Here is a 16,929-nt window from a genome sequence, read left to right as displayed (position 1 = left end):
CTACGGGTTCCGATTTTCTAAGTATCCACTTACTAATTTATTTGCAATGATGAATACTTTATTACCAAGTAAAGGCCAGCTTTGCATCAACCCCTCATGTATGAGTAATAACTCATTTTCATAGCCTTTGAGATCTAGGGATTGAGCTAAGTGATTGGCTACCTCAAATTTATGTCGCGCTAATAGCTCTGATAAAGCTTCACTGTTTGGATAGGCGGCCACTGCATTGTGGAACAAACAGCCGTTAGGTGCATATTCGCTCATCCAGAATTCTATTTGGTTAAATATATGCTCAGCTTTAGGGCTATCACTATCATTTAACGAATTGAAAATAGTGGTTAAATACCGAGTGTGACGGTACTCAAGCGCAGTGATTATCATTGCTTCTTTTGAAGGGCAGTATTTATACAGAGTTCTTAGGCTTACCCCTGTGGCTTCTTTAAGCGCATCAACACCTTGTTCTGCAAAGCCATGTTGGGCGAAAGCAGTTTCTAAAGCGGTGGCTATCTTTTCTTGAGTTTTGTTCATAGTTGACATGGTAAAACGATCACTCTACCATTGCAAGTAGAGTGATCGTTTTACTTTTGAGGTGAGTGTGTTTAATAAATTAAAATCAATACCGGTTTTAGAAATAGGCTTGGTTATAGCGTGGAGTTCTGGCTTTATCGGGGGGACGCTAGCGTCTAATACTGGCTCAATTTTTACCGTTTTGTTTTGGCGGTTTTTGCTCACGTCAGTCATCTTACTGCCCTTTTCAATAAGAGTTTTAGCAAAGCTAAATAAACGGGAGTTACTGCTGCAATGTGTTATTGGCGGCTTTGCTATGTTTGGCTATTTAGCAACGATTATCGCAGCAATTGATATGGGCGTCTCTCCTGGAACCGCTGCTTTAATAGCGTCTTTACAGCCTATAGTGACCGCGGCACTTGCTGGTATTGTGTTGACAGAGAGAGTCGTTTTAAAGCAATGGATTGGTCTTTGCTTAGGTTTTATTGGTGTAGCAGTCACTGTGGTCGGTGGATTAAACGATTCGCCTTTGCTTGCATATGCTTTAGCTTTGCTTAGTATGATATGTATCGTAATTGCAACCTTTGTAGCAAAAGCTAGACCGAGTAAAGTAACGATATTGCCGTCGCTCACCATACAATGTTTAATTACCAGTGTATTGTTTATGCCGCTTGCCTATTTTAATGGTGGCTTAGTACCTGAAATTAGCCTGAATTTTGTTTATGCTGTGGTGTGGTTCATACTATTTTCTACCTTAGGCGCTTACGGGCTTTATTGGCAGATCTTATCAAAAAGTTCTGCAACTCGGGTGTCGAGTTTAATTTATTTAACGCCACCAGTCACAACTCTCTGGGCGTGGGTCATGTTTGATGAGGCAATTTCGATACCAGCTATATTAGGTTTAACTATTAGTGCGATTGGTGTTTATTTAACCTTGATGAAGACAAAAAATCAGAGCACCGCAACCACACAACCGTGCAGCTTAACTAAGTGATATGAGAAAAGTGATATGAGCAATAAAAAGCGCGCCGGGCAGGGCGCGCTTGGGGTATCCTGTGCAGCATGTGCAACTGGATCAGAACTCGGGTGAATAGCGTACTGCAACACCCACTGTACGGCCAATCACACTGTAATCACTTACTGCGTTGAAGTGGTTGGCACCGATTTGTGGTGTGGGTGGTTCTTTATCGAATAGGTTATCAATACCAAAGTTTAGCGCTATTGTATCTGTTGCTTGCCATGACGCGGCAAAATCCATGTAATCTTGTGCATCAATTGTTTCTGTTCTATCTACAGCATAGTCTACTTCGCCAATTCTGCGCCAACCTAATTGCAAGTTCATGGTATCGAGTTGCCAGTCAAATGTGGCGCGATGTTTATAATCGGCTTGTAAGATACTTGCGAAATCACCTGAGCAAGCACTACCGTATGTGCCTTTACAGTCCATTGTGGCGACAGTGCTGTTATTTTGCCGGGTTTGTTTTGTTACAAAGTTTGCTTGATAGGAAAGTCTAAAGCGACCACCTAAGTCCATTGGTGCATCAAATACATAATTAGCGGCTAGGTCAACACCGGCTTGCTCGATGGCGGCAAGGTTAAAGTCATTAACAATGGCTGTGCTAATAAACCCTGTGTTTGGATCGCGTAATACTGCGCCACATAGCGGGTTATTCGGATTAGGATCGTCTACGTAACAGCTTTGCAATGCGGCACCGGGCTGAATTTGACTAACTGCGTCGGTAACCCGAATACTATAGTAATCAAGTGATAAATCAAATCCTTCAATATAGCTTGGAGTATAAACAACTCCTAAGGTGTCTGATTCAGCCTGTTCAGGTTTAATTTCAGGGTTACCACCATATGTGTATGCGGCAGTGCTAGTATCAAACTCAGTGCCTACAGCTGGTGCACCAAATGCAGCACATTGGCTGGCATCTCCAGTGCCTAATAAGCATGGGTCGCCATCATAGCGCCCGGCTAAACGCGGTACAAATTGATCGCTATTTTGATCAAATAAAGCTAATGAAAGAGATGAAATAGGGCTAGCAAACTCACCTAAGTTCGGTGCTCTAAATGCGGTTAGTCTATTTGCGCGAACACGTATATCATCGTTAATTGCCCAGTTTATACCTAGCTTGTAAGTATCTTCAGCTTCGGTGTTTGAATAATCTGAAATGCGGTATGCACCTTCAAAGCTTAACTCTTTAGCAAATGCCATGTCGGCCAATATAGGTACTAATATTTCAGCGTAAAATTCGCTACTGTCAAACCATGCGTCCATATCAAATGCGCTAACAGAGGCAAAGCTAGTGCCATTTCTAAATGCATCCCCTGGAGTTTGCTTACCGGTTTCTTTTCGGTATTCATAGCCAATAGCAAAGTCTACATAGCCTGCTGGAAGTTCAAAAAGAGCGCTTGAATCACCAGATAATGTAGCCGCAAACACACTTTGAGTACGCTCTCGGGTGGTATAAAGTAGTGGGTCGCTAAAGCCTGATAAGTCTAAGTTTGGATCAAAAATATCCATACTATTAGCCATACTTGCAAAGCGACTATTGCCACTGCTATCAACTTTATAAGCATTATTATAAAGGGTCGCAACTTCATCGGTTTGGCCATATTGACCGTAAATATCGTAACGTAAATAGTCGTTTATATCGCCTTTTAGCCCTAACTGGAATTGCAGAGAATCGCGAACCGCTTCGGTATTTTGTACTCCAAGCCCTAAGTTTCGCTCAACATTAACCAGTGCATTGCCTTGTTCATCAAACGTCAGTTGTTGGCGCAATTCATCAGGGATATATTGATTATCTTGAGTGAGTGTCACTTGCTCATTAACAAAGATAGGTGTTTGACCACTGGCACCTGCGCCGTTTGCGGTCACTTTTGAATACATAGCGCGGCCATAAGCTATCGCACTGTCGGCTACATCAACGTCGAATAATAATCCGGCCGAAAATCGCTCCATAGGTTGGGTTAAGTAACGATCAGCGGTGTAATCACTGGTTTGGCGATCGGAAACCACTTGCCCTGCGTCGTCAATTGCAAGGCTACTGCCAGAAGCAATATCAGTATAGTAGCCACCGCTATTGATCATAGAGGTACTGTTCTCAAGCGCCCAATCTCGTTCGCCAGCTAGTAACTCTTTACGTTCAGAGTAGCCAATATAACCGGTTATATGGCCATTGCCATCAGCAATGTCACCACCAAAAATAGCTTCAAAATTGAGCTTTTCATTACCCCCATCAGCTGTTTCGTAGCTACTTGAGAATTCTGCACCTGTAAAATCATCATCAAGTACAAAATTTACAACACCAGCAACCGCATCAGCGCCATAGACCGCTGCCGCGCCACCGGTAAGCACATCTACTCGTTTTATTAGGCCAGCTGGAATAGTATTAACATCAACGGAGTTACGAAAACTAAAAGGCACTGCACGGGTACCATCTATTAAAACTAAGGTTCGGTTTTGACCAAGGCCACGTAAATCGATTGTAGAAGAGCCAAATGAATCACCCACAGTTGCACCTGTACTATTTGCGCCAGCTGCAGCTTGTGGTAGTTTTGCTGTGATATCTTCAACATTAACCGCACGATCAAGATGAATCTGCTCTTCATCGACGCTTACAACTGGACTGCTTGAAACCAGCTCTGTTCGTTGAATTCGCGAGCCGGTAACTGTGATCACTTCAGGTTTCTTTTTCGCAACTTCTTGCTCTGCAGCTAATAAATTGGGGCTGGTTGCTCCCAGCGCCAGGGCAATGGGTGAAAGTAACATGAGTGGGCGTAAGGATTTAGATTTGCAGTGTTTCATTATCATTCCCGTCATTATGTTTGCTATTATAGGTTGTTGTCGTTGTCGGCACATTTTATGTGGTTGTTTAGTTTTAAAGCATTTTCATATGCATTGCAAATAATTATTCTTTATTTGTGGTTTGTAAAGGTATAAAGTATTCCTTGTGACTCTGCAAATTATTAGTTATTAATATATTGATTTAGAAGGTAAAATTTATGCACCAGCATATACAGCGACTTTATGAAAGTGCGAAAAAGCAACGAAAATTAATAATTGGTCTGATGAGTGGGACTTCTTTAGATGGTTTAGATGTTGCCCTGTGTGAAATATCAGGCCAAGGAATGGATACCAAAATAGCGTTACTGGCATTTGAAACAGTTGATTATGATGATGACTATAAACAAAAAATAAAAGAAGTCTTTGCAAAACCTGAATGCGATTTGGAGTTGGTAACCTTACTTCACCCTTGGGTAGGTAAGTTGCACGGCAATATGGTGAATCAATGCTTAGCAAAATGGCAAGTGGCCGCCACGGAGGTTGATGTTATTGCTAGTCACGGACAAACAATCTATCACTGCCCCAAAAACCAGCATGGCCGCGAAGATTTTGGTGACGCAACTTTACAAATAGGTGATAGTGACCATTTAGCGGTTACGACAGGAATAACTACGATAGGTGATTTTAGACAAAAACACATAGCTGCTGGTGGCGAAGGCGCTCCTCTTGCGGTGTATGGCGATTACTTATTTTTTACCAGTAGTAACGAAAATCGCATATTACTCAATATGGGGGGGATAGCTAATTTAACCTTTTTACCAAAATCGGCAGATGCAAGCGCAGTATTTAGTTCTGACATAGGGCCGGGTAACACGATTATGGACGCCTATATTCAGCGTTACTTTAAACCTCTGGGTTATGACAAAGACAGTCAAGTAGCAAGCCAAGGCGATATAAATCAAGCATTATTAGACCAACTGTGTGATAACTCGTTTTTCAATTTATCTTTTCCAAAAACTACAGGGCCCGAAGTATTCAATTTGCAATACTTAGTCGATGCGCAGCAAGCAAGCGGTACCACAGACCTAACACATGAAGATATAATGGCGACATTGAATCGTTTTTCGGCGCAGGTAATAGCTAATGCAATTAATGACTGTAGTAAAAAGTTAGATAACGTAATGGTTTATGCTAGCGGCGGTGGAATTCATAACCCTTTATTGATGCAACATATTTTAGCGCTTTGCCCTGAGTTAACTGAAATTAAAAACACCTATTCATTAGGTATTGACCCAGATGCAAAAGAAGCCGTGTTATTTGCTATTCTTGCTAATGAATGCTTGGCTGGTGGGCAAAGCCGTTTTGGCAATCCTGAGCAAGGAATTCCAAATGTCACTATGGGTAAAGTGAGTTTTGCAGATTAGAATAATGATAAAAACGAGCTGCTAAAACTTGTTAGGTATTGGCGCAATGAGTGACTTTTGCTACTTGTTGCTGCTGTAATATTAGGTGTTATGTAACCATTTTCATGAGGTGTCATTAACACATCAAACTCAGCACTGTCTTTTAATGTTGCATGGCGGCCGTGTAACATTAATTGTAAAACATATTCATTGCTGTCATCACAAAATCCAATTTGCGTTAAAACTAATTGCACATAACCAGTTTCGATTTCGGTAAGTGTTAAAGTATGCTCTACCGAATAGCGTGCGTCTCTGGCAAGTAAATGCGTTGCATTTAATGAAATTATATCACCTTCATGAGCATCCTCAGGGAGAATACAGATCAGATTGATCTCGTGTTTCTCATTTGCAAACAAGTACAAAGTATCATATTCCATTGTATGAGCCATGGCGGCAGATAATGGATCTTCAATTGATTGCAGTGCAAAGTTTAATCGCACCAATGGAGCACTCATGAATTCAGTCGTCTTTTAGTGATAAGTTAAATCGGATAGAAATTATCCATTAGTTAGATTGCAAAATTATGACTGGGCAATAAATAAACATAGTTTATTGAGGTAAATTCCAATTTTGTTTGTTCTTTCTGATCCAAAATTGGAATGGTTTCTTACAAGGCTGGAATGCAGAGCCATATACAGCAATGGCTACAGAGGAGGTAATGGCGTTCCCTATTTGGGTTTTTCTGATAGGGCTTGGAATCCCTGTATTGAACTACTAACATGCTGAAACATGAAGTTGCTGATCCAAAAGCTCTGTACACGTACTATATCTTTTTTTGCAATTAATACAATATCGAAAGTGCTCTACATTTATGCGCGATGTTGTTAATGAGAGCTTTGGATTTTAAAATTTGTAAGGCTGGTTTGAGCGATAACCGGACACTGAAAAGTTAAATTTATTCCTGCTTTTTTGAGTAGGTGCCTAATTTTGTCCGATAATATTATGAACCGCCGTTTGGGTTCAAAAAACAAGTTTAATTTATAGCTATTTTAGTCACTCGTTTACAAAGGTAATTATTAGTGAAATTATTAGAGTATATAATATACGCCGTTTCGGTGTGTTATAAACCACCAAAATGGTGTTCAATAAATTATTAAGTAATTTTATCAGGGAGGAGAAAATTGAAAACTTTATTTTCATTAATCACAGTTTTTTTAAGTTTTAGTTCAATTGCCGATGTTGACGAATACTTATTTTGCCAAGTCCATATAGACTCTATTCGGAAGCTATCCGAATTACCTTTAAGTGAGTTAACACTCCTTAAAAAGTCGATAGCTGTTGCAACTTCAATAGAAGAACTCAATAAAGCAACCTCTAAAGATGCCTCATCTATGGTTGTTGCTATTAAAAATCAGAAAAAAATAACTAAAGATGCTGCGGAGAAAGTTACTTTAAAGCTTCTTAAAAAGATTGAAATAGACTCTATTAGTAAAGCGATAAGTTTACAAGGTAATACAAGTGAAATGATCTGGAGTTTACAATTCGATAAGTGTGTAAAGGACAGTTCGAGCTAAAGCGAAAAGTCACATAACAACAAGGCTAAAGTATACAGAAAGCACTTAAGCATACTTTTCACACAAATTCTAGTTGCCTAGCAACGCGTTACTAATGTCTGCAAGTGGCACTTTTACGAAGTTCGGCTAAGAGCGAAAACCGGTCATTCAGGTGAGTCGTCATTAGTTTAGTAATAATAAGAGGAAACTCTCATTTTTTTTACATCTTTATATATACTACAGGAAGCATAACATTCATAGCTGGCAATAACTTACACTATTTGCTATTAATATACGTTCACAAGATAAGGACGTTTTCGCACTAAAATAGGGAAAAGTGTCCTCTGATAAAGTTATTATATTTCAAAAGGAGAGTGCTTTGCAAAACCAACCTATGAGTAGCAACGACCAAGGTAAGCTACTAATTTTTTCGCTTCTTATGGCGCCATCAATAGTTTTTCTCTTTGGGGTAATTCCAACCTTATTTTTAGCCTTTGGAATTTATATGATGAAGAAGAATCAGGACTTCTCCAGCATTGATACAGCAGTTAAAAACTTTAAGGGCTATACATGGCTAGCACTCATTGGTTGTGCTCTGAGTTCTATTTATTGGGGTAATGAATACCTTGTTAAAGGTAGAAGTTATAGTGATGATGAATTCTTTGGTTCGTTAATACTTGCTGGAATTGCTTTTGCCTATTTGGTTGTTGTTCAGGTTTTATTTTATTCCCCCATGAATAGACATAAAGATTGGGTAGAGGTTAACGGAATATTTTCAACAAAACCTAAATCAGACAAGGACTCAATAAGCCTCTCAGAGGTGGACATAATCAAAGGAGAAAAATTGAAGCAATACTCTGTTGCTGACGAATTGACAAAATGGGCGAAGCTCAAAGAAGATGGACACATCTCTGAAGAAGAGTTTAACGAGGCGAGAGCCAAGCTTTTGAAGCGAAATTAAAAAATGAACTTTTACAATAAGCAGTTTAATCTACGCCAAGAGACACCAGCTTACCAGCTTATTGACATAACAAATCACATGAACTTTTGGTGTCTGCTCGCACTCTATGGAACGCAATGCAAAAAGAAAGAGAGTTAGAGATAAATTGTTGGTCAACCTACAATATGCCACTACACCCATATTTAAAGATAAATTACAGGACAGTTATCCGACTCTCTGTATCTATAGAGAAATTAGCTGATGACTTAACTATAATGCTCACATATCTTCACTAACTAAATTTGATCTGTTATCTTGATATAAGACTATAAAGTACTTTATTAAATTGGACGGTTACAAGTGAAATCGATTGAAATTAGAGAGTTACCTGAACTATTGCTTAAAAAAATAAGTGAGCAGTCAAATATAAAGATATTAGATTGGGAGCTTTTGTATAAATGTATAGAAAGCCTCAAGGAAACTCACTCTGATAAAACTTTTATGGAAGCGCCTATTCCATACATTGATATACACAATGGAACTTCGGGCTATATTTTCATCGAAAGATATACAGACTTATTAGTTTACATCTATGAATAACAGGCTTCAAATACTTGGCTGCGGCCATTCCGAATCTGTTTATAATTTAAACAATAATGCAGCGCTAATAGTGAATAATAAATTACTGCTAATAGACTGCGGTTACACAATCAAAAAAGCCCTTTTCAATCAAGAGCTCGATGTGTCAGATGTAGACTCTATATATATTTCTCATGTTCATGGAGATCATGTATTTGGTTTAGAGCGAATTGGATACGAATGTTTATTCAAGTATAAATATAGGCCAGCTCTTTATATAAAAGAAGAACTCTATAAAGAGCTATGGGATCAGACACTTAAAGGTTCTATGTCAAAGATAGGTGAAGGAGAAGCTACATTAGAAACTTTTTTTGATGTTAAATTTATAAAAAATGATAGTTTTAAGTTCCAAGGTATAGAAATTCAGACTTTTGCTGTAAAACACACACCAAATAAGCCCGCATATGGGATTTGTATTGGTAATAAAATATTATACACTACGGATACTACTCCTATCCCAGAACAAATTAAAAAACATACCTTTGAAGTATGTTTCCATGATGTAACCCTTTCTGATTACAATCCAGTTCATGCAACTCTAGATTCTATTTTAATTTCATATGATAAAGAAACGCTAGAAAAGATGTACCTAATGAGCTACGAAGATAACTGGTTGGAATTTGAAGAAAAAGTAAATAAATACTTTAAAGGCTTCGTTAAAGAAGGAGATATTTTTGAATTTTGATAGAAAGAGATTTACAAATATCTATTTCGATAACAAAAATAATCGATTTAGCATTGTCCAAACAGATAATGCTATTGGATTTATCTATTGGCACGAATTAAAAAAATTAGAAGTAAGATCTTTAGATAAAGGTACTGTATTCGAGTCAAAAGCAAGCCTTCATAGCCCTGATGGAATAGCAAGAGGTTATTGCCTTGAAGACTTTAATTCCACAGATAAAAGCCCTTCACATACGGAGGTATATGAAAAAGAAAAATTCAGTCAGGATGATCTTTTAAATATTATATCCAAACAGCATATTTCTCCTGTAATTTTCATCGACTGTACGTTTACATCAATAGAGATAGATAAAACTATCTTTACTAGAGAAATTTGTTTTATTAACTGTATTTTTAAATCAAATTTTAGGATGATATCGTGTCAGTTTTATAAAAATTTATGGTTTCCAAACTGTGAATTCCACCAACATTTCAGCCTAAGGAACTCTCTTGTTGAAGGTAATATTCATATGGAGTCTTGTGATTTTTCAGGAGCTGGAGGTGTTTCATTAAGAGGAGTCACTTGTAATAGCCTGTATATTGATCTGGGAGTTAAAGGAGGTGATGACTTAATCTGGCTCAATGAGATGACTGTTTATAATATAATGTCTATCGGTGGAACTTTTAACAATGAATTCCAAATATTATCCCATCAAGACTCTAAAGAAACTAAATATTCCACTATTGGGTCACTTTTCATTGGTTGCGAGATTTACGAATACGAAAAAGCAAATTCAACTAAGATATGTAACAAGTTAATAATTGATGGTATAAAAGTAGAAAAAGCAATAAGAATATGTGAGTTGTATGTAGACTTCCTGAAAATAGCTAATATAAATACTCGCTTAATTGATATATGCTCAGCATCTATTTGCTACGACTTCGAGTTAAGTCATAATCTTATAAATACAAATCCATCTATAGTAGATAACAAAGCTTTCACCCTTGAAGATACAAGTATTGGCAGGCACCTAAAGATAGAAAATAATGATATTTTAGGCAATATATCATTGTTTGGTAGTGCTGTTAGCGAAGTAACTTATATGGAAGATAATCAACTATCTGATACTACAACTATTAACCTCCTAAAATTCACATCAAGCCGTTTTTTAATGCACCCATTAGAATCCATTTATTCGAATGAGAATTTACACTTTTTCAGCCCAAAGAAATTTAAAATAATTGATACTACAGAACATAAATCCGCTGCTGAACAGTATTGTTCATTAAAACATTGGTTTTCTGATAGTGGTCAGTTAGATCATGAAGACGAAGCCTTTTATTTTATGAGAGACTACTTCACAACAAATAAGTTTAAAAAATTTGTTTTTGGTGTCGTATTCGGTTGGGGGGTGAGGTTAACAAATATAACTCTATCATCTTTAATTGTTATTCTGTTATTTTCTGCTATCTATTTCTTTATTGAACCTAAAATGGGGGTTTTAGCTTCAATATCATTAAGTTCGCAAAGCTTTCTAGGGAGTTTTTTTGGTAAATGGATTGACTTTAAACCTGATAGTTTAGTGACTAGTATTGTTACTTTTGAAACAGCCATTGGTATCTTATTCATTACTGTATTTATCGGCGCGTACATTAGAAAGCTATTAAGATGACTTATTATTATATCTCTATTGGTACAAATATCGTTCCTGAAAAAACGCTATATTAATTATAGAAAATCTCTGTAAATATTTTGGTGAGATATACTTATATCCTTTTGTCTACACTAAAGCTATTAACTTAGATACGAGCTCAAATTTTTAAATTCACTAGCGGTTCTAAAGTCACACCTCGATATTAATTTTGTTAAGTTAAAATTGACTGAAATTGAAGAAAGCCTAGGAAGGGATAAAAACGATCCGATGGCATCACTCAAGGACAGAGTTGCAGATTTAGATATTCTTGCAAAGAGCGACAATTTCGATCTAGGAATTATCACTGATACTCTTGAACCTTATGAGGTTGAAGTACTGAAAGGAAAAAATAAATTTATATGCTCCTCATTACCTATTAAGGGACCTTCCACCATCAACCTTTATTGCAGCTCCTGTAATAAAGGTATTATCGAAAATAAATTCAATGGTATCTAAAATAGGTTTGAACCCCCCCTCTGTTTTAATTAAAGTTTCATTAAGTACTTCAATTTTTTCATCGTCACTATGCTGCGATAAAAACTTTATTGGTCCCGGCTGGATACTATTTACACGTATATTTGGGGCATATTTATTAGCTAAACTTTTTGTTAAACTTTCTAATCCCGATTTTGTAGAGCTATAATACGAAAATTTAGTACTAGGGTTTTCAGCGAAAATATCTGTAATATGGATAATATTAGAGTTTTCACTCTCTTTAAGTGACGGTACTAGAGCCCTGTTTAACATACTTGGGAATAACATATGTACATCTATCATCTTGGTATAAGAATCAATCAAATTTTCAGAACACTCTTCGTCACTTTTAAATATAGAAGCGTTATGTATAACTAAATCTATACTTGGATACTTTTCAACAATTTGGTTTCCAACAAAAATTGCTGTATTAGCATCATAATTTTCTATTTTAAAATGTTCTAAATGTGAATCAGTATGGAGCCCAGAAAAAACTAAATCACTTCGTGAAATAGATATCACACTGTAATTTTTGCTCAGATAAAAATCGGTTAAGTACCTACCTAGACGCCGACTTGTTCCTGTGATCAAAACAGTTCTCATTTTTATCTCTTTGTTAAGTTTAAAGTGGTTTCGGTGAAAGGTTGAGTGAGCTTACAAGTTACAAATCGTGGTTTTATACATATGATAGAATCCATTATTGTGAAGATTACGTTTAAAATCAGCGCTATAACAAGCGCTTTAAACGGAACAAAAACAGTTGGCTGTTTCGCTTCGCTGCACAATTATAATAGCCAACAATTTTTGTTCGAAATACTTTTTCGTGCCTTAAACAATCACCCTAACTGACTCGTTACTATTCCTGAAAGAGCTAAACACAATTCTGTATTTAGCGATAAAGTTATCATTCAGTGAATTTAAGTTGCTAAAGTTGTATTGAATCTTTTGGATTAGCTATTATTTTCCTTGTTGATTTTGTCTTAATAATCCAAGTCTTTTTATCTCTTCATCAATAGCTTGAATATCCAGAAAATGACCTTTAGCAAATCGCCTAAACAGCTCCATAACAAGCTTTTTAACATCATTTAGACCTATTAATCTAAACGTAATTTCTACAATTAGTTGGGCAAATTTACTTTCTGAGTATTTCCCTTCTAGACATTGCATTCCTGAGCTACAACAAGCATATACAATATTTTCAGTGAACTTCCACTCAGACAAATCTAGGCTTTTAAACCTACCTATATAAGCTGTGCAAATTGCCTTGATACAACACTCTGTTAAAACTTGAAGCGCAATTTCGGGTGAGTGAAAAGAGTTTGGGTTCATCTTTAATATCTTAGCAGCTAAGAATTGCCCAGTTTCATTTGATCTACATAGATTTATTACATCCGTGTGAGAAATGGGCACCCTTAGGCCTGAAAATACATTACATTTTGCTAACCTCTCTTCAATACCCACAGCGTATTTTTTAACCCTTAAGAGCAACTGATAAACATTGGTGATTGGTAGTTCAAGTGCTCTATAATAATTACAGAAAAAAGTATCTAAACAGAAAATAGGGATACCATGAGAAACAGAGAGCTTTACAGAGGAATAATGTGAAATATCCAAAATGTCTTTAATTTTCAGCAAAGACTCTGGTACGTTAAAAGAAATTGGTGTTAGTTCTTCACAGTATTCAATCAGCTCTCTAAGTGATTGAACATTTTGGTCTTTAGAAACATCTTCAGAAGTCGTTTTAAAATAATTGCCATCGACTTTGCCAATAGATAGATAGTCCTCTCGTCCCATTTGTTCAAGCCAAGCAAGGACTATTCCTTTTGTTTCTCCTGAAACATATACTTTTATATTTGATTCTTTAAGCGCAGAAGCCAAGCCTGTATAACTGAAATATACTAAAGAAAGTGCATCTAACACTAATTTATCATCTATGGCCTCTCCCTCTGAAAACAAATCAAGATACTTATTACTTTCCTTATCACTTAAATATATAAATGCGCCTTTAACTATATCGCTCTTAAAAGAACGATTTATCCTCATTAAAAGAGGTATCAACCGCCCATCAATATGTGGCTCAATTAACTGTTTTTGCTCTGAGAAAACATCTATTTGTTTTAATATTCCATCGATTCCTTCCTGCTCATTAAACGTCAATTGGTAAAAGCAGTCATTACCAGCATTGATAGTAGACCTGATATCTAAAGAGATCCTGAATGCACCAACAATTGGAGGTAGTTTTTCTATTAAGATTACTGTCTCCACGTCTAACTCATTCGACTCACCAGTATCCATTTCAAGCAACATTTCACCCAGAGGACTCTCAACATCTAATAGGTACTCATTTGTTTCACAACCTTCCACCAACAGCTTAGTAAATTGATTTTTACCTTTTCTATAAGTTACGGCTGCAATACAACGATCAGAGGGGTAGCTTCGCTCTATACGTTTGTCTGATTTATCTAAAGTTCCAAAATGAATATTAGTTAAGTGGGTTGCGATACCTGCCGGATCATCGATAAACCACTCCAACAAAATTGACTCGGCAAAAGCAACATCTATCATAGAGATAGATTGAACTAGTTGTAATTTCTCATATGAGTAACTATAAAACAGACTCGTTGGAATTTCATGTATAGTTTTTTCAATATCACTCTCTGGTAATCCAACCTTAATGCTATTTTGAATTAGCAAAGTCCAAAAGTAGCTTGATCGTGGATACCTAGCTAATGACTTTTGAATTAGTACGTTGGCATTTTCAAATTTAAATAATAAAAACTCCCTTGAGATTCGCACAGCAGCTATTCTATAGCTATCCTGTTCACTATCCATATTTGCAAGAAACGAGTCTAATTTTTCAAATTGCTCAGAGTTTAGCAATGCTTCTGAATAAGCATCTATGATTGGCGAAGCCCAAGGCTTTTGAGGAAGCAATGGCTCTATAATCTTTGTTACTTGATAGTTTAGCCCCATTTGATTCAAACTTAGACAGAGTTGATAAAGTGCTAGGGGGTGGATCTCTTGCGTAATTTCTTTATATTCAACTAAATATTTTTCAAGATTATCTGATAATGTCTGTTTATCTCTTAAATCAGTCGGTTCGAATGCAATGGCACTTAAAACAATTTCAATAAATTGCTTGATTTGAGGTTTAGAGGCCGATACGTTACCGCCTTTGTCTAACCATCTCTTGACCTGCCTTTTATTAATACCTCCTTTGAAATAAGCCGTTGATAGTTGTACAAAATCATCTTCGTTTATGTCCTGAATACTTTGAGCGCGGAGTTTATTGCTAGGTTTAGTATTAACTGGAATATTAGTTTGAAGACGCGTTCTAATGTCTGGGATGGCTTTTTCAGCTTCTTCAATGTGCTTATCACAAAGCTCCGTTAGATCTACGTTCTGAAACCATGTTGTAGCTAGTAAAACGGCTGCTGCTTGAAATACTCTCCCATCATTAATTTTTGAAGAGAGAGCTTTTACGGATTCTATTGTCTCAACGAGTAAGTCCATTCGAGACTGGTCTATCATCCAAAAATGCTTAGTACCAATCAAATTATGAACATTGTATGCACTGCAAAGTAGGTTTAGAACCGTGCTATTTTGGTTCGGATGTTCAAGTACTAATTCTTTGGCTAGATCGAGAGCTAGTTCTAACTCGCCAAGTCTTAAAGCACATCTTACATAAGAGCATAACGTTTGCTCTCTAATTCCAACAGTCCCTTTGGATATTTGCTCGTTAAGCTCTTCTATAGGGGCTAGCTTTTCAAAATAAGTTTCCCTAGATAAATTCGTAGCAACCTTACTCGATTTGTATCTCTTTATAGCTCTTTCCGAAGAGGTTTTACTTAAAAAGTGCAAATACGAAGCTTCGACAATATCTTTAACAAGAGGAGTAGAGCGCTCACTTTCAATTAACTCCAAAAATAGTTCAGGAATTATATCGAAAGAATTGCCTTGAGCCGCGTGAAGATTAAACTCAAGAACTTTGAGTAAATCTTTACATTCTGAATCTAACTTCTCTACAGTTTTTAAACTTTCTATAAAGTTTAAAGCTTTAGACCAACACCTATGAGTCACTAATCTAGAAAACTCTTTAATAAATGTTTCTAGTCCGTCTGAAGACAAACTAGTTATATGAAGATTTACAATTTCTACCGAAGAGCCATCTTCAGCAATTATGTTATGCCCTATTTCTGTTTTTTGATTTACAGACCGCTCTTTAATCAATCAGCTATTTCCTTTATTGACGACTATATCACCAATGCTTACATTACCACTTCCTGCACTGTAAACATTGTGGCCTGTATTGGTGTTTTGCGTAACATTAACAACATCGCCAGAGTATTCGATAGTTTTAAGGAACTCATTTAACTCTTGATGTTCTGTAATTTTTCGTTCAATTGCGTGAGGTGCTAAGTCTTCGTTAATACCCGCATCAATCAACAACTCCGCAATTTTTTCAATTTCAGAATCATCTATGAGCCAATTTTTTAATTTACGTTTTAATAAATCAAAACCAATAGAAGCGCCTTCCTTTACGCCATCATAAATTAGCCCAGATAGCATCGAAGCAGTTAAAAATTCCATCTTTTTCCTTAATAATTTCTAGTTATTCTTAGCTTAACTAACTGTTTGTTGTGGTTAAGTATACATTACAATACATATGTACCAATTAATCAAATTCAAAAGTCAATTATTAATCAACCAGATTACCCTTAAACATTTCCGGGAAGTTTATTCTTGCCTCAACAATTGTGTCCATAACCAGCCCTCGCTCAAAACCCTCTAGATTAACTCAGGGTTTTCCTATAATTGGTTAGAGTCTACTTCAGCCTTAGCGCAAAGCAGAGTGTCGCCTAAATCATTTTGGAGCATAAACGAGTTAGTTATAATGTCCGCGTATGGCGCACATGACTGTAAGGTTTGATTGAATCACAGCTGAGCATCTAAATAATGTCTTACTTCGCGCAAATTTACTGTTTGCCCTAGCAATAGTAATCTAGTGATTAAAGTCCATCAAAAGCGTCGTTTGGCTTGTGAGGCCATCTATTAGCTTGGGCTCTTTCAGGAAATAGTATTCCTAAATTTTTAGAAATATCAAGCGCATAAGGAATGCGTTCCAGAGCATTACTGGTTAGCATTTATACGTTACCTCTTTCCCATCTCTCAAATGTTAAGTAATCAGGTTTACGAAGCAAAATAGTTGCTTGTCTTCATTAACGCGCCACTGCGCCATAACGTTAAAGAACGCTTTTAAAGC

Annotated in this window: 13 protein-coding genes; 7 read left to right on the top strand and 6 right to left on the bottom strand. The window is 36.6% G+C overall.

Annotation, left to right across the window (positions count from 1 at the left end; genetic code table 11):
* On the bottom strand, positions 1-537 hold the full coding sequence (locus tag NQT69_RS12390) for a TetR/AcrR family transcriptional regulator (RefSeq protein ID WP_256827976.1): 537 nt from the start codon (positions 535-537) through the stop codon (positions 1-3).
* Positions 538-595: 58 nt separating this feature from the next.
* Here NQT69_RS12390 and NQT69_RS12385 point away from each other — a divergent pair, with 58 nt between their 5' ends.
* Positions 596-1,501, top strand: a complete 906-nt coding sequence (locus NQT69_RS12385; protein WP_256827975.1) for a DMT family transporter — start codon at positions 596-598, stop codon at positions 1,499-1,501.
* An 81-nt stretch (positions 1,502-1,582) separates the two neighbouring features.
* Here the strand turns inward: NQT69_RS12385 and NQT69_RS12380 are convergent, their stop codons facing one another.
* The gene (locus tag NQT69_RS12380; RefSeq protein ID WP_306174049.1) at positions 1,583-4,285 is read right to left on the bottom strand and encodes a TonB-dependent receptor domain-containing protein; all 2,703 of its coding nucleotides are present in this window, start codon (positions 4,283-4,285) and stop codon (positions 1,583-1,585) included.
* 233 nt (positions 4,286-4,518) lie between these two features.
* On the opposite strand from NQT69_RS12380, the gene NQT69_RS12375 reads away from it, so the two are divergent.
* The gene (locus NQT69_RS12375) at positions 4,519-5,724 is read left to right on the top strand and encodes an anhydro-N-acetylmuramic acid kinase (protein WP_256827973.1); all 1,206 of its coding nucleotides are present in this window, start codon (positions 4,519-4,521) and stop codon (positions 5,722-5,724) included.
* On the opposite strand, the gene NQT69_RS12370 is transcribed toward NQT69_RS12375, so the two are convergent.
* Entirely contained in the window at positions 5,721-6,218 is a 498-nt protein-coding gene (locus tag NQT69_RS12370; protein ID WP_256827972.1) for a hypothetical protein, read from the bottom strand. The genes NQT69_RS12375 and NQT69_RS12370 overlap by 4 nt on opposite strands.
* Before the next feature lie 666 nt (positions 6,219-6,884).
* On the opposite strand from NQT69_RS12370, the gene NQT69_RS12365 reads away from it, so the two are divergent.
* From NQT69_RS12365 to NQT69_RS12345, 5 genes are all read left to right on the top strand, one after another.
* On the top strand, positions 6,885-7,277 hold the full coding sequence (locus NQT69_RS12365; RefSeq protein ID WP_256827971.1) for a hypothetical protein: 393 nt from the start codon (positions 6,885-6,887) through the stop codon (positions 7,275-7,277).
* Positions 7,278-7,635: 358 nt separating this feature from the next.
* Complete coding sequence (locus NQT69_RS12360) at positions 7,636-8,217, top strand: SHOCT domain-containing protein (protein WP_256827970.1); 582 nt, start codon at positions 7,636-7,638, stop codon at positions 8,215-8,217.
* Between the two features lie 339 nt (positions 8,218-8,556).
* A complete protein-coding gene (locus NQT69_RS12355) occupies positions 8,557-8,796 on the top strand; it encodes a hypothetical protein (protein ID WP_256827969.1) in 240 nt (79 codons plus the stop codon).
* A complete protein-coding gene (locus NQT69_RS12350; RefSeq protein WP_256827968.1) occupies positions 8,789-9,520 on the top strand; it encodes an MBL fold metallo-hydrolase in 732 nt (243 codons plus the stop codon). Before NQT69_RS12355 ends, NQT69_RS12350 begins: the two co-directional genes overlap by 8 nt.
* The gene (locus tag NQT69_RS12345; RefSeq protein WP_256827967.1) at positions 9,510-11,171 is read left to right on the top strand and encodes a hypothetical protein; all 1,662 of its coding nucleotides are present in this window, start codon (positions 9,510-9,512) and stop codon (positions 11,169-11,171) included. Before NQT69_RS12350 ends, NQT69_RS12345 begins: the two co-directional genes overlap by 11 nt.
* A gap of 390 nt (positions 11,172-11,561) precedes the next feature.
* Here the strand turns inward: NQT69_RS12345 and NQT69_RS12340 are convergent, their stop codons facing one another.
* The 3 genes from NQT69_RS12340 to gapS6a form a co-directional block, all read right to left on the bottom strand.
* On the bottom strand, positions 11,562-12,269 hold the full coding sequence (locus NQT69_RS12340; RefSeq protein ID WP_256827966.1) for an SDR family NAD(P)-dependent oxidoreductase: 708 nt from the start codon (positions 12,267-12,269) through the stop codon (positions 11,562-11,564).
* 354 nt (positions 12,270-12,623) lie between these two features.
* Complete coding sequence (gapS6b, locus tag NQT69_RS12335) at positions 12,624-15,896, bottom strand: GapS6b family protein (protein ID WP_256827965.1); 3,273 nt, start codon at positions 15,894-15,896, stop codon at positions 12,624-12,626.
* Positions 15,897-16,256 (bottom strand): GapS6a family protein, encoded by a 360-nt coding sequence (gene gapS6a / locus NQT69_RS12330; protein ID WP_256827964.1) that lies wholly within the window; start codon positions 16,254-16,256, stop codon positions 15,897-15,899. It abuts the gene before it with no gap.
* Positions 16,257-16,929: the final 673 nt, after the last annotated feature.

Origin of the sequence: Pseudoalteromonas shioyasakiensis (assembly GCF_024518675.1) — a bacterium.
Lineage (GTDB): Bacteria > Pseudomonadota > Gammaproteobacteria > Enterobacterales > Alteromonadaceae > Pseudoalteromonas > Pseudoalteromonas shioyasakiensis_B.
Note: the sequence above shows the minus strand (reverse complement) of the source record. Positions and strands in the feature narration are given on the sequence as shown.